Genomic DNA, 23,155 nt, shown 5'->3' with positions numbered 1-23,155 from the left:
CATCACTTCCTGTCAAGTTAACTTTACATTATATAAATTTTTACACTATGTCAAGTAAACTTGACACAAAAAAGCTGAGACCCAAATCGGGTCCCAGCCATGACATGTTTATTAATATGTTCTGATCGGTAAGATAAGTTGTACAACTGTTTCGTCGTCTTTAGGTTTAAGAATAAATGGTCTCATTGTACCAAAGAATTCTACTTGTACTTCATCGTTGTCGATAGCTTTTAATGCATCCATCATGTATTTAGAGTTGAATGAGATTTTTAATGACTCACCTTCAACATTGTCTGTAGATACATCTTCTTTAACTGTACCGATTTCTGGTGAAGTAGATGATAATTCAACTTTACCAACATCTGTAGATAATTTAATGACATTGTTACCACCTTCACGTGCTAATAATGATGCACGGTCTATTGCATGATAGAACTCACTGTTATCTAAGATGATTTTAGTTTCATAGTTCTCTGGGAATAATCTTGTTGTATCTGGATAGTTCCCTTCAAGTAATCTTGAAATAAAGTTAATGTGACCAACTTTAAATAATACTTGGTTACTTGCAAAGAAGATATTGATGTCTTCTTCAGAATCAGAAACGATTTTGTTTAATTCAGATAAAGCTTTACCTGGGATAATCACATTTTTATCATCGATTTCTTCGTCTTCTAATTTTAATTTTCTTAATGCAAGTCTGTGTGAATCTGTTGCAGTACAGATCAGTTCATTGTTTTGAATAAGCCAGTTAACACCTGTTAATACAGGACGTGTTTCTGACGTGGACACTGCGAAGTTCGTTTGTGCGATAATGTTCTTTAATACTTTGATTGGTAATTTAATCGCATCTTCTTCAGATACTTGTGGTAATAATGGATATTGATCTGGATCTAAACCACTTACGTTAAATTCAGAATGTCCTGATGTGATAAGTGTTTTAAATTGATCATTCGTTGATAAATTAACGGTTTTACCTGGTAATTTTTTAACGATATCTACAAAGAATCGTCCTGGAAGTACTACAGAACCTTTTTCTTCAATATCTACAATTTTTTCACCATCAATATTTTGATTTATTGTTATTTCTATCGATATTTCAGAGTCTGATCCTGTTAAGATGATGCCTTTATCTGTCGCATCTATCTTGATTCCTGTAAGTATCGGTAATGTAGTTCTTGGTGAAATTGCTTTTAATGTATCATTCAATTGATTAAGAAAGTAATCTCGTTGAATTGTAAATTTCATAACTTATAAAACTCCTTCCAGTCGTTATATATTTAATTATATATCTTTTAAAATCATAGTAATAGTCATAGGGGCTGTGGATTGGTGGATAACCCGCTTTAAATAGCGATATAAAAGTTATTCACATGTTGATAAACTGTGTATGACTGTGCACAACTTATCCACATTATCCACGGATTTGTTTTTCTAGTTGTTCTAAATCATTTTTAAGTTCTTGATTATTTTCTAAATCTTTTTTAATTTTATCATGTGCATGGATGACAGTTGTATGATCTCGTCCACCAAATTCTTCACCAATTTTAGGTAATGAAAAATCAGTAAGTTCTCTTGATAGATACATAGCGATTTGTCTAGGATATGCAATTGATTTTGTACGTTTCTTAGCAGCAAAGTCTTCGATTCTAACGTTATACATTTTACTAACCGCTTGTTGAATGTCTTGAATCGTGATTTTAGTTGATCTTGGTGATGAAATAATATCTTTAAGCGCTTCTGCTACTAAATCTGTGTTGATCGGTTTATTTCTAAGTTTGGAGTATGCTAATACTCTCGTTAAAGCACCTTCTAATTCACGTATATTAGATTGAATAGAATTAGCGATATAAGTTAAAGCTTCAACAGGTATATCTAAGTTTTCTTCTTCGATTTTCTTTTGTAAAATAGCCATTCTCGTCTCAAAGTCAGGAGGCGTAATATCTACTATTAATCCCCATTCGAAACGTGTTCTTAAACGATCTTCTAAAGTTGGAATTTCTTTAGGCGGACGGTCACTTGAGATGACAATTTGCTTTTTATTTTGATGTAAATCATTAAAAGTATGGAAGAATTCTTCTTGCGTTTGTTCTTTCTTTTGAATGAATTGAATGTCATCTATTAAGAGCACATCGATGTTTCGATACTTGTCTCTAAAGCTTTCCGTATCGTTCATACGTATAGACTTAATAAATTCATTTGTGAATTTTTCGCTTGATGTATATAGAACGTTAGCATTTGGATTTTGTTCAAGCACATAATGACCAATTGCATGCATTAAATGTGTCTTTCCTAAACCGACGCCTCCATATATGAAAAGCGGATTATAAGCATTGGCTGGTTCTTCAGCTACTGCAAGTGAAGCAGCATGCGGGAACTGGTTACCAGGTCCAATAACGAATGTATCAAAAGTGTTATTACTGTTCAGCTGACTATTTGTAACTTCTTCATATGCTTCAGTTTCTTTAGGTTTTTCTGGCTGTTCAGTGAAATCTTCACTTTGTAAATCTTCTTCTGATATAAATTTAACTTGAACTTTGTCTCCAATCACTTCATAGATAAAGTTTGTGACGTGTTCATGATATTTATTGGTTAACCACTCAGCGACAAAAGGACTTTGTGCAACAACTATTGCGCGCTTACTATCAATTTGATGTAAGTAAGTCCCTTTGAACCATGTATTATAACCAGCAGAAGCGATTTGATCTTCAGCAATAGATAACACTTGCTCCCAAATTTCTTCTTTTGAATTCATAAAAGTCCTCTTTCTCATTTAAATTTATTGAGTTATACACATAAAATAAGATTGTTGATAAAGAAAATCACAGGCTGTGAATTATTATCCACAACTTACACACAAACGGTGGATAACTACACTTTATAATTCTCTTGTCCACAATCTTTACACGTAAATATTTATGAAATAATCACAGTAATATCAATGCTTTGTATAACTTATCCACACAATTATACTTTTAAACAAATCGAGTTGTCAAATACCTGTGAATATGTGCAGTTTGATGAGATTATATTGTGAATAAGAATAAATCTTAATCAATTTATCCACAAAAAGTTGGTTATGCATTGTGAATAAGTGGATAACTTAATAAATAGAAGTTGTAAATTTCTTCTTGATTTTTAAAATCTGATTTGTTATAGTTTAGTAGTTATTGAAATTGTGACAAATCACACGTATGGTATAAATAATTTTGAAACTAATCTTCTGATAAATATAAATGAATATCATACAAATGATAATCTAATGTAGAATTAGATGTTAAGAATAATTAATGGAGGTGTTCTTAAATGGTAAAACGTACGTATCAACCAAATAAACGTAAACATAGTAAAGTACACGGTTTCCGTGCACGTATGAGTTCTAAAAACGGCCGTAAAGTGTTAGCTCGCCGTCGTCGTAAAGGTAGAAAAGTATTATCAGCTTAAGATCACTGAAGAGCAGTGGTCTTTTTTTTGTTTTAATTGAAGGAATTGTTTTGTATAATAAACAATAATTAAGTGATGTATTGTGGAGTGGATGTTTGTGGAAAAGGCTTATCGAATAAAGAAAAATAATGATTTTCAAAGAATTTATAAAAAAGGTAAGTCAGTCGCTAATAGACAATTTGTTATTTACACAGCTGAAAATGATCTTGATCACTTTAGATTAGGTATAAGTGTTTCAAAGAAAATGGGTAATGCTGTGACAAGAAATAGAATTAAAAGGTCCATTAGAGAATGTTTTAAGAATCATAAAGAAAATATTATTCCTAAAGACATCATTGTTATCGCTCGAAACCAAGCTGTTGATTTAAAAGTCATCGAAACACAGAAGAGTTTAGAGCATGTATTGAAGATTGCTAAAGTTTTTAATAAACGTATTCCCTAAGTATTGATATATTACTAGGAGGTTGCAGCATGCTTAAATCGCGCTATGAAGGACAATCAGTAGAACAAGCACTACAACAAGGTTTAGAAGATTTGAATGTTCAAGAACAACAAGTAAGAATTGATGTTATTAATGAAGGTAAAAAAGGTATTTTTGGATTTATGAAACAAGATGCACAAATTGAATTAACTGTAATCGATCCAGAACTTAAGCAGTTTGAATCAATTGAAGCATTAAAAAATCGTCACGCGTCGGTCGAAGAGGATAATAGCCCAATAACAGATGAAGTGACACATCAAGAAGACACAATAATAGAAGAAAAAGATATTCAGTCAGAAACAGGTATACGTGAAGATCGCAATCAGAAAAAAGATTCATTAAATGAAGTGGCACAAAACACTTTAGATTATGTACTTAATATCATAAGAGAAATGGATATTGATGTAGATGGTTCATATGAAATTAAGTCTAATACAATTTATATTAATATGACTTCCAACAATGCTGCTTATATAATAGGTAAGCGTGGTCAAATTTTAAACGCCTTACAAATAGTAGGTCAAAATTATATGCATCAATTTGTTAAAGGTTATTATACGCTTATATTAGATATCGAATCGTATAGAGAAAAGCGTAAAGAAACGTTAGAGAAGTTGGCGGTTAATATGGCTAAGAAAGCAACTCAGACAAAGAGACCGGTTAAATTAGAACCTATGCCAAACTTTGAACGTAAAATTATGCATCAAGCAGTCAGTAAAATTGAAAATATCGAAACATACTCTGAAGGAAGAGAACCTCATCGATATTTAGTCATTAAGAATAAATAAAAATAGTCGGAGTGAGTCATCTCGCTCCGCATTTTTTCGAACAATATATTCGAAAAATATTACAAAACCATTTACAATCAATAGAATAGTTATTAATGGTGGAGGAGAATATCATGGATTTAGATACAATTACAAGTATCTCAACGCCTATGGGTGAAGGTGCAATAGCAATCGTACGATTAAGTGGTCCGGATGCCTTAAATATTGCTAATCGTATATATAAAGGTAAAAAACAAATTACTGAAGTAGCATCACATACAATTAATTATGGTCATATTATTGATCCTGAGACTGATGAAGTCGTAGAAGAAGTTATGGTAGCTGTCATGAAAGCACCTAAGACTTTTACGAGAGAAGACATCGTTGAAATAAATTGTCATGGTGGTTTAGTAACGGTTAATCGCGTACTTGAGTTAACGTTATCTAACGGTGCTAGAATGGCAGAACCAGGTGAGTTTACGAAACGAGCATTCTTACACGGACGTATTGACTTGTCTCAAGCAGAAGCGGTTATGGATTTCATCCGTTCTAAGACGGAACGCGCATCGAAGGTAGCCTTAGGTCAGATGGAAGGACGTCTAAGCAGTCTTATTAAAGGCTTAAGACAGTCTATATTAGAAATACTCGCTCAAGTAGAAGTGAATATTGATTATCCTGAATACGATGACGTAGAAGAAGCGACGACTAAATTCTTATTAAAAGAATCAAGGCATATTGAAAATGAAATTGATCAGTTATTAAGAACTGGCCAGCAAGGTAAAATTATGCGAGAAGGTCTATCAACGGTCATTGTTGGGAAACCGAATGTAGGTAAGAGTTCCATGCTTAACAACTTGATTCAAGATAATAAAGCGATTGTTACTGAAGTAGCTGGTACAACAAGAGATGTATTAGAAGAATACGTCAATGTTCGTGGTGTACCATTAAGGTTAGTGGATACTGCAGGAATTCGTGAAACAGAAGACATCGTAGAAAAAATAGGTGTAGAAAGATCGAGAAAAGCTTTATCAGAAGCAGATTTAATTTTATTTGTTCTTAATTATAATGAAGCATTAACGGAAAATGACTATCAGCTATTTGATGTCATTAAAGATGAAGATGTGATTGTAATTATTAACAAAATGGACTTAGAACAAAAGTTAGATATTGATGAATTAAAAGCAATGATAGGTGACCATCCTTTAGTTCAAACTTCTATGGTTGAACAACAAGGTATCGAAGAACTTGAACAGAAGATTTCAGAGTTATTCTTTGGTGGACAAGTACAAGCACAAGATATGACATATGTCTCAAATTCAAGACATATTGCATTATTAAAAGACGCTAAGACATCTATAAATGATGCAATACAATCTGCTGAAGACGGTGTACCTATAGATATCGTACAAATAGATTTAATCAAAACTTGGGAATTGCTCGGTGAAGTAATTGGTGAAGAAGCGAGTGATTCACTAATTGACCAACTGTTTAGTCAATTCTGTCTCGGAAAATAAAAAGGAGGAAAAATTTTGACACAAAAATATGACGTTATTGTTGTCGGCGCTGGACATGCAGGTGTAGAAGCTGGTTTAGCTTCTGCAAGACGTGGTGCAAAAACATTAATGCTTACAATTAACCTTGATAGTGTAGCATTTATGCCATGTAATCCATCAGTTGGTGGTCCAGCTAAAGGGATTGTTGTAAGAGAAATCGATGCACTTGGTGGTCAAATGGCTAAGACAATCGATAAGACACACATTCAAATGCGTATGTTAAACACTGGTAAAGGTCCAGCTGTAAGAGCGTTACGTGCACAAGCAGATAAAGTATTGTATCAAGAAGAAATGAAACGTGTGATTGAAGATGAACCAAATCTTGATATTATGCAAGGTATGGTTGAACGTTTAATTATAGAAGATAATAAAGTTAAAGGTGTAGAAATGGTTATCGGCTCAACTTATGAAGCGGATGCTGTTGTATTAACGACAGGTACATTTTTACGTGGTGAAATTATTTTAGGTAACTTGAAATATTCAAGTGGTCCAAACCACCAAATGCCATCTATTAAATTAGCTGAACACTTGAAAGAATTAGGCTTTGATATCGTGAGATTCAAGACTGGTACACCTCCACGTGTGAATGGTAATACAATAGATTACAGCAAAACAGAAATTCAACCAGGTGATGAAGTAGGGCGTGCATTCAGTTATGAAACGACAGAATACATTTTAGATCAATTACCTTGTTGGTTAACATATACAAATGAACAAACGCATAAAGTAATCGATGACAACTTACATTTATCTGCTATGTACTCAGGTATGATTAAAGGTACAGGTCCAAGATATTGTCCTTCAATTGAAGACAAATTTGTAAGATTCAATGATAAACCAAGACACCAATTGTTCTTAGAGCCAGAAGGACGTAAGACACAAGAAGTATATGTACAAGGTCTATCAACAAGTTTACCTGAACATGTTCAACGTAAAATGTTAGAAACAATTCCAGGTCTTGAAAAAGCAGACATGATGCGTGCAGGTTACGCAATTGAATATGATGCAATTGTACCAACACAATTATGGCCAACACTTGAAACGAAAGTCGTTAAAAACTTATTTACTGCTGGTCAAATCAATGGTACTTCAGGATATGAAGAAGCGGCTGGACAAGGTTTAATGGCAGGTATCAACGCTGCTGGTAAAGTATTAGGTAAAGAAAACGTTATTTTACGTCGTTCAGATGCTTATATTGGTGTGTTAATTGATGATTTAGTTACAAAAGGTACGAACGAACCATATCGTTTATTAACTTCTAGAGCGGAACATCGTCTATTATTAAGACATGATAATGCAGACTTAAGACTGACAGATATCGGTTATGAAATTGGTATGATTTCTGAAGAACGTTACGCTAAATTTAATCAAAAACGTGAAGCAATTTCAGCTGAACAAGAAAGATTAAGAGGTATTCGTATTAAACCGAATGCACATACACAAAGTGTTATCGAAAGTCGCGGTGGAACAGCGCTTAAAGATGGTATATTAGCTTTAGATTTATTACGTAGACCAGAAATGGATTACGCAGCTATTATGGAAATCTTACAAGAAACTTCACCAGTAGATGAAGATGTACAAGAACAAGTAGAAATTCAAACGAAATACGAAGGTTATATCCAAAAATCATTAGCACAAGTTGAAAAAATGAAACGTATGGAAGATAAAAAAATTCCTGAAAATATCGATTATGATGCAATCAATAGTTTAGCGACTGAAGCTCGTCAAAAACTTAAAGAAGTTAAACCACTTGATATTGCACAAGCTTCTCGTATTTCAGGTGTAAACCCTGCAGATATTTCAATTTTACTTGTGTACATTGAACAAGGTAAAATTCAGAAGGTGAACTAACATGAATGAACAAACTTTTATTGATACGTTAAAAGAATCTGGTATAACATTAACAGATAAACAAATTAAGCAATTCGAAACATACTTTGAGATGTTAGTAGAGTGGAACGAAAAAATTAACTTAACAGCAGTTACTGAAAAAGAAGAAGTGTACTTGAAACACTTCTTTGATTCAGTGACACCAAGCTTTTATATAGATTTTAATGAAATTGAAACGATCTGTGATGTAGGAGCAGGCGCTGGATTTCCGAGCATCCCTTTAAAAATCGTATATCCACACTTGCAAATTACAATAGTAGATTCATTAAATAAAAGAATTAAATTTTTAAATGAATTAGCTGCATCATTAGACTTAGATCAAGTAAACTTTGTACATGATAGAGCAGAAACATTCGGTAAATCACAACAGTATCGTGAAAGCTTTGATCTTGTAACTGCAAGAGCAGTAGCACGATTATCTGTATTAAGTGAATTATGTCTACCTTTAGTGGAAAAGGGCGGTCAATTTGTCGCATTAAAAGGCTCACAAGGTAATGAAGAGTTAGAAGATGCACAATTTGCAATTTCTGTATTAGGTGGAGAAGTAAAAACAGTACATGAATTTACGCTACCTCTTGAAGAAAGTATGAGACAGATCATTACGATAGATAAATTAAGACAAACACCTAAGAAGTATCCAAGAAAGCCAGGAACACCAAACAAAGAACCTTTAACAAAATAATTCCTGGGAAATATGTATGAACGAAAGTAGGTATATTGAGATGAAAAAGCCTTTTTCTAAATTATTTGGACTTAAAGACAAAGAATTAGAACACATAGAAGAAGCACGAGCTGAAGGTAATGTGGCAGTCGTATCAACAGAAAGAATAGTGCCAAACCGTTATCAACCGAGAAAAGTATTCGATGAATCTAAAATTAAAGAACTCGCACAATCTATAAAAGAACATGGATTATTACAACCTATTGTTGTTCGTCCAATTGAAGAAGGTATGTATGAAATCATAGCAGGTGAGCGAAGATTTCGTGCAATGAAATATAACGATTTACCAGAAACTGAAGTTATTATTAAACCATTAAATGACAAAGAAACAGCAGCCGTTGCGCTGATTGAAAATATACAAAGAGAAAATTTATCAGCTATAGAAGAAGCGGAAGCCTATAAGAAATTGTTGGATTTAGAAGACATTACACAACATGACTTAGCGGTTAGTATGGGTAAGAGCCAATCATTTATAGCCAATAAATTAAGACTGTTAAAATTATCAGAGCCTATAATTATTTCATTACAAAAAGGTGAAATAACAGAAAGACATGCAAGAGCATTGTTAGGTTTAGATGATGAAGGGCAGCAAGAAGTCTTAACATCCATACAATCTCAGAACTTAAATGTTAAACAAACAGAAGATCGCGTTAAGAAAATACGCGGCTCTGAAAAAGTAAAAGCAAAACAATTTCAATTCGAACAAGACATCACAGAAGCACTTGATACACTCGGGCAAAGCATTAAAAATGTTGAAAAAGAGGGTATTAAAATCAAGCGAATTGATGAAGAACATAAAGACTTCTATGAAATTACAATTAAAGTTTATAAGAAGAAATAATATATAGAGTTTGGGATAATATACTATATCCCAAACTCTTTTTTTATGTTTACATACAGAATTTCTGTAAATTTCCGATATATTATTGTTATTTGTAAAAAACTCATTTATACTTTTCTGTAAACGTTTTCATTTAAAAAGGGGGATTTTAATGATTACATTTTTAGTTTCTATCGTTTTATTAGTTATAGGTTATTTTACATATGGCAAGTATATTGAAAAAATGTTTGGTGTTAAGGATGAACGTCCGACGCCTGCTCATGATCAAAGGGATAATATTGATTTTGTTCCGATGTCGACAAATAAGAACTCATTGATTCAATTGTTAAATATTGCAGGTGTTGGACCGATATTTGGACCGATTATGGGTGCTTTATATGGACCTGTTGCGTTTATTTGGATAGTATTAGGGTCTATATTTGCTGGTGCTGTTCATGATTATTTAACAGGTATGATTTCTATACGTAATAAGGGTGCTCATTTACCTGAATTAGCTGGTAAGTTCTTAGGTAATGTGATGAGACATCTCGTGAACGTCTTTACACTATTACTATTATTGTTAACAGGTACGGTATTTGTTACCAGTCCGGCATTACTATTACATTCTTTAATGGATGGTAGAGTGGCTTTAGGTATTATTGTCTTTGTTATTTTCTTATATTATTTCTTATCTACAGTGTTACCTATCGACAAAATTATTGGTAAAGTTTATCCGATATTTGGTTTCATCTTGATGATTTCTGCAGTAGGCATCTTTGTAAGATTAATTATGACTGGTGCAGAAATTCCTGAACTAACTTTGAAAAATATGCATCCTGATTCGGCGCCTATTTTTCCTTTATTATTCTTTACGATTACTTGTGGTGCTTTATCTGGTTTCCATGCGACACAATCACCGATTATTTCTAGAACGACAAATAATGAGAAAAATGGTCGTAAAATATTTTACGGCATGATGATTGCTGAAGGTATTATTGCGATGATTTGGGCTGCAGCTGCTATGAGTTTATTTGGTGGCTATGGTGGTCTACAAGAAGTGTTAGCGAAAGGTGAAGCGGCGCTTGTAGTGAGTGAGGCATCTACTATGTTATTAGGTTCTGTATTTGGAACATTAGCGATATTAGGTGTTATTGTATTACCAATAACAAGTGGTGATACTTCATTTAGAAGTGCGAGAATGATTTTGGCTGACTACTTTAATTTCGGTCAGAAGAAAGTAATGAATCGCTTCGCAATTGCGATACCGATGTTTGTTATTAGTTTTATTTTAACGAGAGTAGACTTCACAATACTATGGAGATACTTCTCATGGGCAAACCAAACAACAGCTGTTATCGCTCTATGGATAGGCGCTATGTATTTATTACTATCTAAAAAGAATTTCTATGTCGCTTTAATACCTGCTTTATTCATGACGTGGAATATATTCACATATATATTAAGCCAACCAATAGGATTTGGGATGGATTTATCGCTTAGTTATTGGTTATCAGCTGGTTTGACGATTTTATGGTCTATGTATTTCTATTATTTATATCGTAAAAATAGTGAAAATGCGATAGAAATAGATTATCAAATCGGAGGATCACCCGTATCTAAATATTAAACAGTAAAAGCACCTTTCGATCTCCATCGAAAGGTGCTTTTTATATATTTAATATAGGGAAGGTAGTCTGCCATACGATACTCGCTCAAAAATATCATATGGCAGTGCTATTATTTAGGGGTAATAGCAAATGCTCGGACAGGGAATCCGGGTGCATTTTTAGGTTTAGGGCTAATGGCTAATATAACTGAACCACGTGTCGGTAGTTCATCTAATCCGGTTAACAGTTCTATTTGAAAAGTATCTAAACCAAGTACGTATCGTTCACCGACAATGTCATTGTTTTTACGGATGTCTACTGAAGCATCAGTATCAAATGTTTCATGTCCGATTGACTTGATCTTTCTCTCTTCAAACAAGTATTTAAGTGCGTCTAATGACCATCCTGGGAGATGTTCATGACCATCTTTGTCTTTGTTCTCAAATTGCTCTTTATCTGGCCATTTCTTTGACCAGTCACTTCTAAATGCGACAAACGTTCCACTTTCAATTGGTCCATTTTCAGATTCCCATTGAAGGATGTGTTCTTTAGTTAGTCTGAAATCTGAATCTTGGGCTACTTCTTTTGAAAAATCTAACACGATTAAAGGTAAGACTGTTTCTTGTAAACCGAGTTCATGAAGATATCGTTTATGCTCTACAAAATGTATCGGTGCATCTATATGCGTGCCATATTGTGTAGGAAATTGCCATGATTGGGCAAAGAAACCGTCGTCTTTAACTTTATACAATGTTTTTGTTTCTGCATTTTCAAAAGCTGAAAAATGTGGAGATTCTGAATCAAATGTATGCGTTAAATCTACCCATTTATATTCTTTCAGTTGATTTAGCGTGTTCCATAATGGATATGACATAACATCACCTCATTTATTAGTTAGGTTGTTTAACTGTATTGTCTTGACGTAATTTTTCTACTGAATTAACTAATACAGTTAAAGCTTGTTTTACTTCTTCTTCTTGTCTTGTCTTCAATCCGCAGTCAGGGTTTACCCAGAATAGAGAACGGTCAATTTCTTGAAGTGCTCTATCGATTGCGACTGTAATTTCTTCTTCTGTAGGTATACGAGGGCTATGAATATCATATACACCTAAACCAATACCTAAGTCATATGTGATATCTTCAAAGTCTTTGATTAAGTCACCATGACTTCTTGAAGTTTCGATTGAGATAACATCAGCATCTAATGATTTGATCGCATGGATGATTTGACCAAATTGTGAGTAGCACATATGTGTATGAATTTGTGTTGAATCTTGTACTGAAGAAGTTGATAATCTGAATGAATGTACAGCTTTATTCAAATAATCTTCATGGTATTCAGAACGTAATGGTAAGCCTTCGCGCAATGCAGGTTCGTCTACTTGGATGACTTTAATACCCGCTTCTTCAAGTGCTAGAACTTCTTCATTAATTGCTAATGCGATTTGATCTTGAACTTCGCTACGTGGGATATCTACACGTTCGAATGACCAGTTTAAGATCGTAACTGGACCTGTAAGCATACCTTTAACAGGTTTGTCAGTTAAACTTTGAGCATATAATGTCTCTTTAACTGTTAATGGTGCTGTCCATTTAACATCTCCGTAAATGATTGGTGGCTTAACGGCACGAGAACCATATGATTGAACCCAACCAAACTTAGTTACTAAGAATCCGTTTAGCTTTTCACCGAAGAATTCAACCATGTCATTACGTTCAAATTCACCGTGTACTAATACGTCTAATCCAATTTCTTCTTGAATTTCAATCCAACGTTTAATTTCATTTTGTACGAACTCTTCGTATTTTTCATCTGAAATACGATTGTTTTTCCAATCAGCACGGTATTTACGTACTTCTCTTGATTGAGGGAATGAACCAATCGTTGTTGTTGGTAAGTCTGGTAAATTTAATACTTGATCTTGTAAGACTTTTCTTTCTTTAAATGGTGTAGTACGTTCTGATTTAACTGAATCATAGTCATATTCTAATTGTTTGAATGACTGACTTTCAAAGCGTTCATATTGTGCTTTTAATTCGTTATATAAAGTGTCATCATTTTCGTTAAATAATTGTTTTAAAGCATATAGTTCGTCTAATTTTTCAGTCGCAAAGCTTAAGCCTTCACGAACTGAGTCGTCTAATGTTTCTTCTTCTAAAGTAACTGGTACATGTAATAATGAAGAAGATGGTTGAATCACTAATTCATCTGTATAAGATTGTAATGTTTCGATTAAAGCTTTCTTCTCTTCAATATTAGTAGACCAAACGTTTCTACCATCAACGATACCAGCGAATAAAGCTTTTTCTTTAGGGAATAAGCCATCTTTGATTTGTTGTAAGTTAAATCCATTGTCATGTACAAAGTCTAAACCGAATCCATAGACTGGTAATTGACCAACAAAGTTTAAATCTACACGTTCGAAATATGTTTGTAAGACAAGTTTCGCAGTAGGTGCCGCTTCGTTAAAGAATTCATATGCTTCTTTCGTAATATCTTGAAGATCAGCTGCACCGTCTGTTACGAGAATTGGCTCATCTACTTGGATGTATTCAGCGCCTGCTTCAGTTAATTGCTCGAATACTTCTTTATATAATGGTAAAAGTGTTCTTACTTTTTCATCGAAACTTTGGTCTCCACCTTTAGATAATGCTACGTAGGTAACAGGACCAAGAATAACTGGGTGAGATGTTACACCAACTTCTTTAGAGAAATTGAATTTCTCAAGTAATACATTGTTATTTAATTGAGGTGACACGTTGTCCCATTCAGGTACGATGTAGTGATAGTTTGTGTTGAACCATTTGATTAACGCACTTGCAACATGATCTTTGTTACCACGTGCAATATCGAATAATAAATCGTCATCTACAGGACGTCCTTGGAAACGTTCTGGAATGATGTTAAATAGTAATGATGTATCTAACACGTGATCATATAGTGAGAAATCACCAGTAGGGATATGATCAACGTGATGGTCTTTCTGAATTGTTAAAATTTCTTTGTGTAAATCCTGCAACGTTTGATCTAATTCGGCTTTATCTATTTTTTTAGCCCAGTAACTTTCGATGGCTTTTTTCCATTCTCTTTTCTTACCTAGTCTTGGGAATCCTAAATTTGATGTTTTAATTGTCATAATATTGCCTCCTTGGTTTGTGTTCCAGTTTTTAGTTTTGAATAATTTGCTAATTCAACTGTTAAATCATATTTTAAAAATGGTGTAACTAAGTACAGGCCATTAAAATATTGGTGTACTGCATCAATCAATTGTTTACTCAAATTAATACTGAGTTCTCTTGTTGCATCACTGTCGTCTTTGACTTTTTCAAAGGCGTTTAGCACTGTATCTGATAGTTTAATACCAGGTACTTCGTTGTGTAAGAAGAGTGCGTTATTGTAATTCGTAATTGGCATAATACCAATGAAAATCGGGGCGTCTATATGTTTAGTTGCTTCATATATTTCTTTAACTTTTTCAGGTTCATAAATCGGTTGTGTAATAAAGTATTCCATGCCAGATTCAATCTTTTTTTCTAATCTTTTGACTGCTGGTTCTAGTCGTCTTACATTTGGATTGAATGCACCTGCAACAGAGAAGTTGGTATTGCTTCTCAATGTATCTCCATCGGCGTTTATACCTTGATTGAACTGAGTAATGATTTCAGCTAATCCGCTAGAATTAACGTCGAATACACTTGTTGCGCCTGGGAAATTCCCCACTTTAGAAGGGTCACCCGTAATCGTTAATATGTCATTAATGCCAAGTAACGAAAGTCCCATTAGGTGAGATTGCAAGCCGATTAAGTTTCTATCACGGCAAGCTAAGTGTACGAGTGGTCTAATTTTATACTTTTGTTTAATGATACTTGCTGCGGCAATGTTAGAAATCCTCACGCTCGCTAGTGAATTGTCAGCAAGTGTGACCGCATCTACACCTGCATCTTCAAGTGCTTGTATCCCATCGAAAAATTTATTCGTATCTAAATGTTTAGGTGTATCTAATTCAACAATGACGGTTGGTCTTTGTTGAACAAGCTCTTTAATACTAGGTTCTTCTTTATTTTGCCTTTTGTACTGTTTTGTTTCGATTGGTATAACATTTTTGTGCTTGATAGGCTTTAAATCTTTGACGACATTCTTTATTTTTTTAATATGTTCTGGTGTTGTACCACAACATCCACCTATTAATCTTACGCCTTGGTTAACGAGCTCTTTAGCTGCATCTGAAAAGTAATCTGAGTTGTTATTGTATTTCAAGTCGTTGTCTTCTAAATCCAGCAAACTTGCATTTGGATAACATGAAAGGTAAGCATGATCAGGTAAGTCAATATGTTTAAATGTCTTAATCATATGGTATGGACCGTGATGACAATTTAAACCAACGACATCTGCACCGGCTTTTACTAATGTTTCTAATGCATCTGGTATAGGTGTGCCATTTCTCAAATAATTTGTGTTACTAGCTGTTAGTTGAGCAATAATCGGAATGTCGTATCTTGCTTTTGTATCTTTTAAGACAGCAAGTAATTCTTCTAAATCGTAGTATGTTTCAAATAAAATACCATCTACACCTTCATTAACAAGTGTTTCAATTTGAATCTCTGTGTGATATTGAATGGCTTCAATTGATAAGTTACTCTTTTTGATATTACGAAAACCGCCTACCGTACCTAGAATAAACGTATGATCGTTGCTCGCTCTTTTAGCGATTTGAACAGCTTCACGATGAATTTCTTTTACGCGATGTTCTAAATTAAAATCTTGAAGCTTCTCAAAATTTGCACCGTACGTGTTTGTTTGAATAATATCTGCACCAGCTTCAATATAAGAACGGTGAATTTGTTCTATCTTGTTAGGGTGTGTCAAATTATAACTTTCTGGACAAGTATCCAATCCTTCAGAGTAGAGGATGGTTCCAATTGCTCCGTCAGCTACTAAAATTTGGTTCTTTAACGCTTCTTTTAGACTCATATGTAGCCTCCTTTAATGCCCAATCGATATCTGTGATCAATTCTTTGACATCTTCTAAGCCGACTGACAATCTAAATAATCCGTTAGTGATACCACGTTCAGCTCTCACTTCTTCAGGGATGGCTGCGTGACTCATTGTAGCTGGGTGAGAAAGAATCGTTTCTACACCACCTAAGCTTACAGATACAAGTGGGATATTAAGATGGTCAACAAATGCTTGTGCTTTTGATTCATCTTTAAGTCTGAATCCGAGCACGGCACCGCCATTTTTAGCTTGTCTTAAATGTGTGTCATTTGTGATTGGATAATAGACTGTTTCAATTGCTTCATTATCGATTAAATATCTATAAATTTGTTCTGTATTATAAACAGATTGTTTAAATCTAATTGGTAATGTCTTTAAATGTTTAGCAAGTGTCCAAGAATCATAAACGCTTAATCCTGAACCTGTACCATTCTGAATAAGATAAATTTCATTTTTAAGTTCTGGATCATTCACAACTACTGCGCCAGCTATGAGGTCACTGTGACCGCCTAAGAATTTTGTAGCTGAATGAACGACGATGTCAGCACCTAGTTTCAATGGTGATTGTCCTAACGGTGTCATAAATGTATTATCGACAGCTAATAGTGCGTCGTGTTTACGTGCAATTTGGCTAACACCATCAATATCTGTCACTTTAAAGAGTGGGTTAGAAGGTGTTTCAACATAGATCAGTTTCGTATTTTCTTGAACAGCTTCTTTGATATTTTGTAAGTCTGTTTGATCGACAGTTGTAAATTCTATTTCGAATTTCTTAAGAATTTGCTCTGTTAGTCTGAACGTTCCACCGTAAACATCATCTGGAAGAATCACGTGGTCTCCAGGTTTCAATGTTAAGAAGACAGCTGTTATTGCAGCAATTCCTGAACTAAATGCAAATCCATAATTACCGCCTTCTAAATCTGCTAACTTTTCTTCAAGTAACTTTCTATTAGGGTTACCACTGCGTGCATAATCAAATTCTTGATTGCCACCTAAAGTTTCTTGATGATAAGTGGATGAATAATATAATGGTTGATTGCTTGATAAGTGTTCGTTACCTCTAGTGGAATCCAATATTAAAGACGTTTCTTTTGAATAGCTCATATTGACACTCCTTCTTTTCTTGAATTTTTTAAGGCTTGTAGTATGTCTTCGTAAATATCTTCATAATCTTCTATTCCAATAGATAAACGGAGTAAATATTCATCTATACCGCGTTTATCTTTTTCTTCATCTGCCATATCTACATGTGTTTGTGTATATGGGAATGTGATAAATGTTTCAGTCCCGCCAAGACTTTCAGCAAATATACATAATTTAATATTTTGTAAGAAGCTATCAACGCTATATGCATTGTTTAAACGGATACTTAACATTCCGGTTTGACCTGAGTAAAGGACTTCATCAATGCTTTCAACAGATTGTAGTGATTGTGCTAACTTTTGAGCATTTTCAGTAGAACGGTCAAGTCGTAAATGTAATGTCTTTAAGCCTCTCAGTAATAAATAACTATCGAATGGTGAGAGTGTTGCACCGATCATATTATGAAATTGGCCAAGTACTTCACCTAAGTAATCATCTGATACAGTGACAATGCCTGCTAACACATCATTATGACCACTTATGTACTTTGTAGCAGAATGTAAGACGATGTCAGCACCATCTTTTAATGGTGTTGATAAGTATGGTGTTAAGAATGTGTTATCGATAATCGTTAATATATTTCTTGCTTGTGCAATTTCATATAAAGGATTTAAGTCTACTGAGAACATTAACGGATTTGAAATGGGTTCAATAAAGAATGCGCGTGTATGTTCATTAATCGATGCGTTTACTTCATCAATATTTGAAAAATCAATGTACTTAAATTTGATGTTGTATTGTTTTTCGTAAAATTCAAATAGTCTAAATGTGCCGCCATATAAGTCGAATGACACTAAGATTTCATCATTTGGTTTAAATAAGTTACAAACTAATTGGATACTAGCCATACCGCTTGAAGTTGCAAATGAGTATTTACCACCTTCAAGTTTGGCAAATGCCTCTTCAAAGTTTGAGCGAGTTGGATTTTTCGTTCTTGTATAATCAAAGCCAGTTGAACACCCTAATTTTTCATGTTGATAGGCTGTTGAAAGATAAATTGGGTTTGTAGTTGCCCCGGTATGGTCTTTAGTTAATGAAATTTGAGCGAGTTGAGTAGATTTCATAATAGCCTTCCTCCCTAATGAATTAAAAAATAAAAATAAAAAAAGCTTCCGTCCTTTAAACCCGAAATAAATCGGATGTAAAGGACGAAAGCTTAGCTCGCGGTACCACCTTTGTTCGCAATGACATTACTGACATTACCTCTATAAGTACGAGTCTCTTACAAGAAGATATAATGGCAGTAAAATTGGTGAACAAATTCCAGTACGCCATCATCGCTAAAGAGACTTTAATACTGTATCGCTATAACGGGCGATCCCGTTGACACCTCAATATCGATGCCACCACTCCAAGGCCATTTTCAATCTTTCTTTCAATGTTCCCTTTCAGCAAATGGGAACTCTCTGATGATTGCAGTGTAAGATTTACTTTCCTTTTTATCGTGATTTTATTTGTTTTCGTTGTTGATATATTACACAATACTATGCGTATATTTTTTTGTCAACAACTTTTCTGAATATTTTAATTTATCACTCAACTTTTCTTTTGTGCATATATCTTTCAAAATTGTTATAATCTAATTTGGATGTTTTACGTGAAACATACGAGAATAAATAACGTGGTGATGAAATGAAAGAAAGAAATCAAGCCTTAACAGATAAGATTTCTTATAACCATAGTCATGATAAAATTGTTGAACTTCCTTTAGAAAAATTAAGAAGGAATCCGTATCAACCGAGAGATTATTTTGATGAAGAAGCTTTGAGAGATTTAACGCAGTCGATTTCACAGCATGGTGTGTTACAACCTATCGTCGTAAGAGAAACGATAAAGGGTTACGACATCGTTGTAGGTGAAAGAAGATTTAGAGCAAGTCAATTAGCTAACAAAGATTCAGTACCGGCAATCATAAAAAATTTAACTGATGAAGAAATGTTAGAACTTGCTATTATAGAGAATCTTCAACGTGAAAATTTAAAACCTCTAGAAGAAGCAAAAAGTTATGCAACGATGATGGAAGAACTGAACTTAAAACAACAAGACGTAGCAGATAGATTAGGGAAATCAAGATCATACATTGCAAATGTTTTAAGGTTGCTGAACTTACCACCAAGTGTAAAAAAATTAATCAACGAAGAAAAAATATCGAGTGCACATGGTAGAACATTACTTGGTTTAGATAAGAAACATCAATTAGATCAAGTGGCTAAAAAAGTTGTAAAAGAACATATGAGTGTTAGAGCATTAGAAGAATATATTAAACAGTTAAATGCTCAAGGCCAAGACAAGAAAAAGAAAACGAAACAACCGAAACCTAATTTCTTAGTTAAACATGAATATCGATTAAAAGAAAAATTTGGAACAAATATTGATATTTCTAAGACTAAAAAAGCAGGTAAAATTTCTCTTGAATTTAATTCTGAAGATGAATATAAGAGAATATTAGAATTATTGCTAGATGAATAAGAGGTGTAAAAGTGAATAAGATTATGAACATCATCCATAAATTGATAGACCCGTTTATGGATCCAGAAAATTGGCAGAAGTGGATAGAACAAATATTAATTGGCATATTCTACATTGTATTAGCTTACGTCATTATTAAAGTCCTTCATAAAGTCGTAGAGAAATTCTTTACAACGAAATACGGAACTAAGAGGGTAGGGAAGTCTAACAAGCGCGCTAAAACAATGGTTAACTTACTACAAAATGTTATTTCCTATGTCGTATGGTTTATAGTTGCGACAACCATTTTAAGCAATTTAGGCATAAGAGTTGAAAGTATTATCGCTGGTGCCGGTGTGGTAGGCTTAGCAATTGGTTTCGGTGCACAAACTTTAGTAAAAGATGTCATTACGGGCTTCTTTATTATTTTCGAAAATCAATTTGATGTTGGCGACTATGTAAAAATTAATACAACAGGTACCACTGTTGCGGAAGGTACTGTACAATCAATAGGAATGAGATCTACAAGAATTTTATCATTTGCTGGTGATTTAACGATTCTTCCTAATGGTACAATGAATGAGATCGTAAACTTCTCAATTCACAACGGTATGGCTATCGTAGAAATACCTGTATCTATTAAAGAAGATTTAGATGAAGTTGAAAATAAGTTAAATGAATTTTTACCAACAGTTAAAGAAAGATATGAAATTTTCATTAAAGATCCTGAAATTTTAGGTGTAGAAACTGTGACAGCAGGGGAAGCAACGATTAAAATAGCAGGGGAAACAGAACCAAATGAACATGCATCAGGTGCTAGAATCTTAAGAAGAGAAGTGAAATCATTCTTTGATAAAGAAGGTATTCAAGCGCCAATTCCAACAATGGTTTCTTATAATCCAAATAACATTCAATAATCATCTAATCGGGAGGCAAAAATATGATCAAATCATATGAGTTAAATGATATCGTTGAAATGAAAAAACAACACGCATGTGGGTATAATAGATTTAAAATTATCAGACTTGGTGCAGATGTTAGAATAAAATGTGAAGAATGTTCTCGTAGTATCATGCTACCAAGACAAGAGTTTAATAAAAAAATTAAAAAAATATTAGTAAAAGGACAAGGTGAATAAAATATGGCATTAACAGCTGGCATAGTAGGATTACCAAACGTAGGTAAATCAACATTATTTAACGCAATTACGAAAGCAGGAGCACTTGCAGCGAACTATCCTTTCGCAACAATCGACCCTAATGTAGGGATTGTAGAAGTACCAGACCATCGTTTACAAGAATTAACGAAATTAGTAAAACCTAAGAAAACTGTACCAACAGCATTCGAATTTACAGATATTGCAGGTATTGTTAAAGGTGCATCTAAAGGTGAAGGATTAGGAAATAAATTCTTATCACATATCCGTGAAGTAGATGCGATTTGCCAAGTCGTACGTGCATTTGTTGATGAAAATGTTACACACGTATCAGGAAAAGTAGATCCAATAGATGATATCGAAGTTATTAATATGGAATTAGTATTAGCAGACTTAGAATCAGTTGAAAAACGCTATGAAAGAGTAGCAAAAATGGCAAAACAAAAAGATAAAGATGCCGTAGCAGAAGAAAAAGTATTAGCAAAAATTAAAGAAACATTAGAAAACAATAATCCAGTAAGAAGTTTAGAATTCACACTAGAAGAAAAAGCAATCGTGAAACATTTAAGCTTACTCACTTCTAAACCAATGTTATATGTAGCAAACGTAGCAGAAGACGAAGTAGCAAGCCCAGAAGATAACGAATACGTACAAAAAATCGAAGAATATGCAAGTAACGAAGGTTCACAAGTTATCGTTATTTCAGCAAAAATCGAAGAAGAATTAGCAACATTAGATGACGAAGACCGCGAAATGTTCTTAGAAGATTTAGGCGTAGAAGAAGCAGGATTAGACAAATTAATCCGCGCATCATATAACTTATTAGGATTAGCAACATACTTTACAGCAGGTGAACAAGAAGTAAGAGCTTGGACATTTAAAGAAGGCATGACAGCACCACAATGTGCCGGTATCATCCATACAGACTTCGAAAGAGGCTTTATAAGAGCAGAAACCGTAAGTTATGATGATTTATTAGCAAATAACGGCATGAACGGTGCTAAAGAAGCGGGTAAAGTAAGATTAGAAGGTAAAGAATACCTAATGAAAGACGGAGACGTTGTACACTTTAGATTTAATGTGTAAGATAAAGGCCAGTAGTGTTTATGCACTATTGGCTTTTTCTTTGATATCAATGAGAAAAAGATTGTAAAAAGTAATACTCTATGCTATAATTCTTGATTGTGAGTAATGAAAATTATTCCTTGCTTAATACTGAGTTATTAGGCCGCATAGACCACAAGGAGGTGTAAATTGATGAGAACATATGAAGTAATGTACGTAGTACGTCCAAATATCGAAGACGAAGCTAGAAAAGCTGTCGTTGAGCGTTTTAAAGGAATCTTATCTTCAAACGGTTCAGAAATCATCGAAGAAAAGGATTGGGGTAAACGTCGTTTAGCTTATGAAATCCAAGACTTCACAGAAGGTTTCTACAACATCGTTAGAGTTAAGTCTGAAAATGACGAAGCTATCAGTGAATTTGATCGTTTAGCAAAAATCTCTGATGATATCATTCGTCACATCGTAGTACGCGAAGAAGAAAAATAATTTAACTTATAAAATGGGGGAGATTAAATGATTAATCGTGTTGTATTAGTCGGTCGATTAACTAAAGATCCGGAATACAGAGTAACACCCTCAGGCGTTCAAGTTGCTACTTTTACTTTAGCTATTAATCGTACTTATACGAATCAGCAAGGTGAAAGAGAAGCTGACTTTATCAACTGTGTTGTATTTAGACGTCCCGCAGAGAATGTAAACAATTACTTATCTAAAGGTAGTCTGGCAGGAGTTGAAGGTCGTCTACAATCTCGTAGCTACGAGAACCAAGAAGGTCGTCGTGTTTATGTAACTGAAGTTGTTTGTGACAGTGTTCAATTCCTTGAACCAAAAGGCGCAAATCAACGTCAATCTGGTAATGATAATCAATCATATAACCAAAATAATAACGAATTCCAAAATTATGGACAAGACTTTGGTGGTAACCAACAACAAGGACAAAAAGCACCTTCAAATCAACAGTCAAATAATCAACAATCAAGTAATCCATTTGCAAACGCTAATGGCCCAATTGATATCAGTGATGATGATTTGCCGTTCTAATAGTTGATTGAAACGAATATAAATT

21 protein-coding genes and 1 other annotated feature are annotated in these 23,155 nt (G+C 33.9%); of the genes, 14 read left to right on the top strand and 7 right to left on the bottom strand.

Annotated features, from left to right (window positions below):
- Positions 1-111: 111 nt before the first annotated feature.
- Positions 112-1,245 (bottom strand): DNA polymerase III subunit beta, encoded by a 1,134-nt coding sequence (gene dnaN, locus LQ693_RS01295; protein ID WP_107565148.1) that lies wholly within the window; start codon positions 1,243-1,245, stop codon positions 112-114.
- A gap of 166 nt (positions 1,246-1,411) precedes the next feature.
- A complete protein-coding gene (gene dnaA / locus LQ693_RS01290; RefSeq protein ID WP_025906224.1) occupies positions 1,412-2,752 on the bottom strand; it encodes a chromosomal replication initiator protein DnaA in 1,341 nt (446 codons plus the stop codon).
- 551 nt (positions 2,753-3,303) lie between these two features.
- Here dnaA and rpmH point away from each other — a divergent pair.
- The 8 genes from rpmH (at position 3,304) to LQ693_RS01250 (ending at position 11,300) form a co-directional block, all read left to right on the top strand.
- Positions 3,304-3,441 (top strand): 50S ribosomal protein L34, encoded by a 138-nt coding sequence (gene rpmH, locus LQ693_RS01285; RefSeq protein WP_016999186.1) that lies wholly within the window; start codon positions 3,304-3,306, stop codon positions 3,439-3,441.
- Positions 3,442-3,538: 97 nt separating this feature from the next.
- Positions 3,539-3,883, top strand: coding sequence for a ribonuclease P protein component (rnpA, locus tag LQ693_RS01280; protein ID WP_025906220.1), 345 nt, complete (start codon positions 3,539-3,541; stop codon positions 3,881-3,883).
- Positions 3,884-3,912: 29 nt separating this feature from the next.
- Positions 3,913-4,710 carry an RNA-binding cell elongation regulator Jag/EloR gene (jag, locus tag LQ693_RS01275; RefSeq protein ID WP_025906219.1) on the top strand — a complete coding sequence of 266 codons (798 nt, stop codon included), beginning with the start codon at positions 3,913-3,915 and terminating at the stop codon, positions 4,708-4,710.
- A 113-nt stretch (positions 4,711-4,823) separates the two neighbouring features.
- Positions 4,824-6,203 carry a tRNA uridine-5-carboxymethylaminomethyl(34) synthesis GTPase MnmE gene (gene mnmE, locus LQ693_RS01270; RefSeq protein WP_025906217.1) on the top strand — a complete coding sequence of 460 codons (1,380 nt, stop codon included), beginning with the start codon at positions 4,824-4,826 and terminating at the stop codon, positions 6,201-6,203.
- Between the two features lie 15 nt (positions 6,204-6,218).
- Positions 6,219-8,093, top strand: a complete 1,875-nt coding sequence (mnmG, locus tag LQ693_RS01265; protein WP_107572667.1) for a tRNA uridine-5-carboxymethylaminomethyl(34) synthesis enzyme MnmG — start codon at positions 6,219-6,221, stop codon at positions 8,091-8,093.
- A gap of 1 nt (position 8,094) precedes the next feature.
- A complete protein-coding gene (rsmG, locus tag LQ693_RS01260; RefSeq protein ID WP_107572666.1) occupies positions 8,095-8,814 on the top strand; it encodes a 16S rRNA (guanine(527)-N(7))-methyltransferase RsmG in 720 nt (239 codons plus the stop codon).
- 40 nt (positions 8,815-8,854) lie between these two features.
- Positions 8,855-9,694, top strand: a complete 840-nt coding sequence (gene noc / locus LQ693_RS01255) for a nucleoid occlusion protein (protein ID WP_025906213.1) — start codon at positions 8,855-8,857, stop codon at positions 9,692-9,694.
- A 151-nt stretch (positions 9,695-9,845) separates the two neighbouring features.
- A complete protein-coding gene (locus tag LQ693_RS01250; RefSeq protein ID WP_025906212.1) occupies positions 9,846-11,300 on the top strand; it encodes a carbon starvation CstA family protein in 1,455 nt (484 codons plus the stop codon).
- Between the two features lie 110 nt (positions 11,301-11,410).
- Here the strand turns inward: LQ693_RS01250 and LQ693_RS01245 are convergent, their stop codons facing one another.
- From LQ693_RS01245 to LQ693_RS01225, 5 genes are read right to left on the bottom strand one after another with little or no spacing between them, the layout of a single operon-like run.
- Positions 11,411-12,154, bottom strand: a complete 744-nt coding sequence (locus LQ693_RS01245; RefSeq protein ID WP_025906211.1) for a cyclase family protein — start codon at positions 12,152-12,154, stop codon at positions 11,411-11,413.
- A gap of 16 nt (positions 12,155-12,170) precedes the next feature.
- Complete coding sequence (gene metE, locus LQ693_RS01240; protein WP_107565144.1) at positions 12,171-14,420, bottom strand: 5-methyltetrahydropteroyltriglutamate--homocysteine S-methyltransferase; 2,250 nt, start codon at positions 14,418-14,420, stop codon at positions 12,171-12,173.
- A complete protein-coding gene (locus LQ693_RS01235) occupies positions 14,414-16,252 on the bottom strand; it encodes a bifunctional homocysteine S-methyltransferase/methylenetetrahydrofolate reductase (RefSeq protein WP_239702944.1) in 1,839 nt (612 codons plus the stop codon). Before LQ693_RS01235 ends, metE begins: the two co-directional genes overlap by 7 nt.
- Entirely contained in the window at positions 16,209-17,381 is a 1,173-nt protein-coding gene (metC, locus tag LQ693_RS01230; RefSeq protein WP_037589456.1) for a cystathionine beta-lyase MetC, read from the bottom strand. The genes LQ693_RS01235 and metC overlap by 44 nt, the downstream gene beginning before the upstream one ends.
- Positions 17,378-18,484 carry a PLP-dependent transferase gene (locus tag LQ693_RS01225; protein WP_037589454.1) on the bottom strand — a complete coding sequence of 369 codons (1,107 nt, stop codon included), beginning with the start codon at positions 18,482-18,484 and terminating at the stop codon, positions 17,378-17,380. The genes metC and LQ693_RS01225 overlap by 4 nt, the downstream gene beginning before the upstream one ends.
- Positions 18,485-18,561: 77 nt before the next feature.
- Positions 18,562-18,872, bottom strand: a binding site (T-box leader).
- 180 nt (positions 18,873-19,052) lie between these two features.
- On the opposite strand from LQ693_RS01225, the gene LQ693_RS01220 reads away from it, so the two are divergent.
- The 6 genes from LQ693_RS01220 (at position 19,053) to ssb (ending at position 23,130) form a co-directional block, all read left to right on the top strand.
- The gene (locus tag LQ693_RS01220) at positions 19,053-19,889 is read left to right on the top strand and encodes a ParB/RepB/Spo0J family partition protein (RefSeq protein WP_107565142.1); all 837 of its coding nucleotides are present in this window, start codon (positions 19,053-19,055) and stop codon (positions 19,887-19,889) included.
- Positions 19,890-19,900: 11 nt separating this feature from the next.
- On the top strand, positions 19,901-20,785 hold the full coding sequence (locus LQ693_RS01215) for a mechanosensitive ion channel family protein (protein ID WP_078099956.1): 885 nt from the start codon (positions 19,901-19,903) through the stop codon (positions 20,783-20,785).
- Positions 20,786-20,808: 23 nt separating this feature from the next.
- Positions 20,809-21,006 (top strand): DUF951 domain-containing protein, encoded by a 198-nt coding sequence (locus LQ693_RS01210; RefSeq protein WP_025906204.1) that lies wholly within the window; start codon positions 20,809-20,811, stop codon positions 21,004-21,006.
- Positions 21,007-21,009: 3 nt separating this feature from the next.
- Positions 21,010-22,110, top strand: a complete 1,101-nt coding sequence (gene ychF, locus LQ693_RS01205; RefSeq protein WP_119489105.1) for a redox-regulated ATPase YchF — start codon at positions 21,010-21,012, stop codon at positions 22,108-22,110.
- A 171-nt stretch (positions 22,111-22,281) separates the two neighbouring features.
- A complete protein-coding gene (gene rpsF / locus LQ693_RS01200; protein WP_025906202.1) occupies positions 22,282-22,575 on the top strand; it encodes a 30S ribosomal protein S6 in 294 nt (97 codons plus the stop codon).
- Between the two features lie 27 nt (positions 22,576-22,602).
- Positions 22,603-23,130 carry a single-stranded DNA-binding protein gene (gene ssb, locus LQ693_RS01195; RefSeq protein WP_025906200.1) on the top strand — a complete coding sequence of 176 codons (528 nt, stop codon included), beginning with the start codon at positions 22,603-22,605 and terminating at the stop codon, positions 23,128-23,130.
- The last annotated feature ends 25 nt before the right edge of the window (positions 23,131-23,155 follow it).

Origin of the sequence: Mammaliicoccus sp. B-M6 (genome assembly GCF_022386965.1) — a bacterium.
GTDB classification, from domain to species: domain Bacteria; phylum Bacillota; class Bacilli; order Staphylococcales; family Staphylococcaceae; genus Mammaliicoccus; species Mammaliicoccus sciuri_A.
Note: the sequence above shows the minus strand (reverse complement) of the source record. Positions and strands in the feature narration are given on the sequence as shown.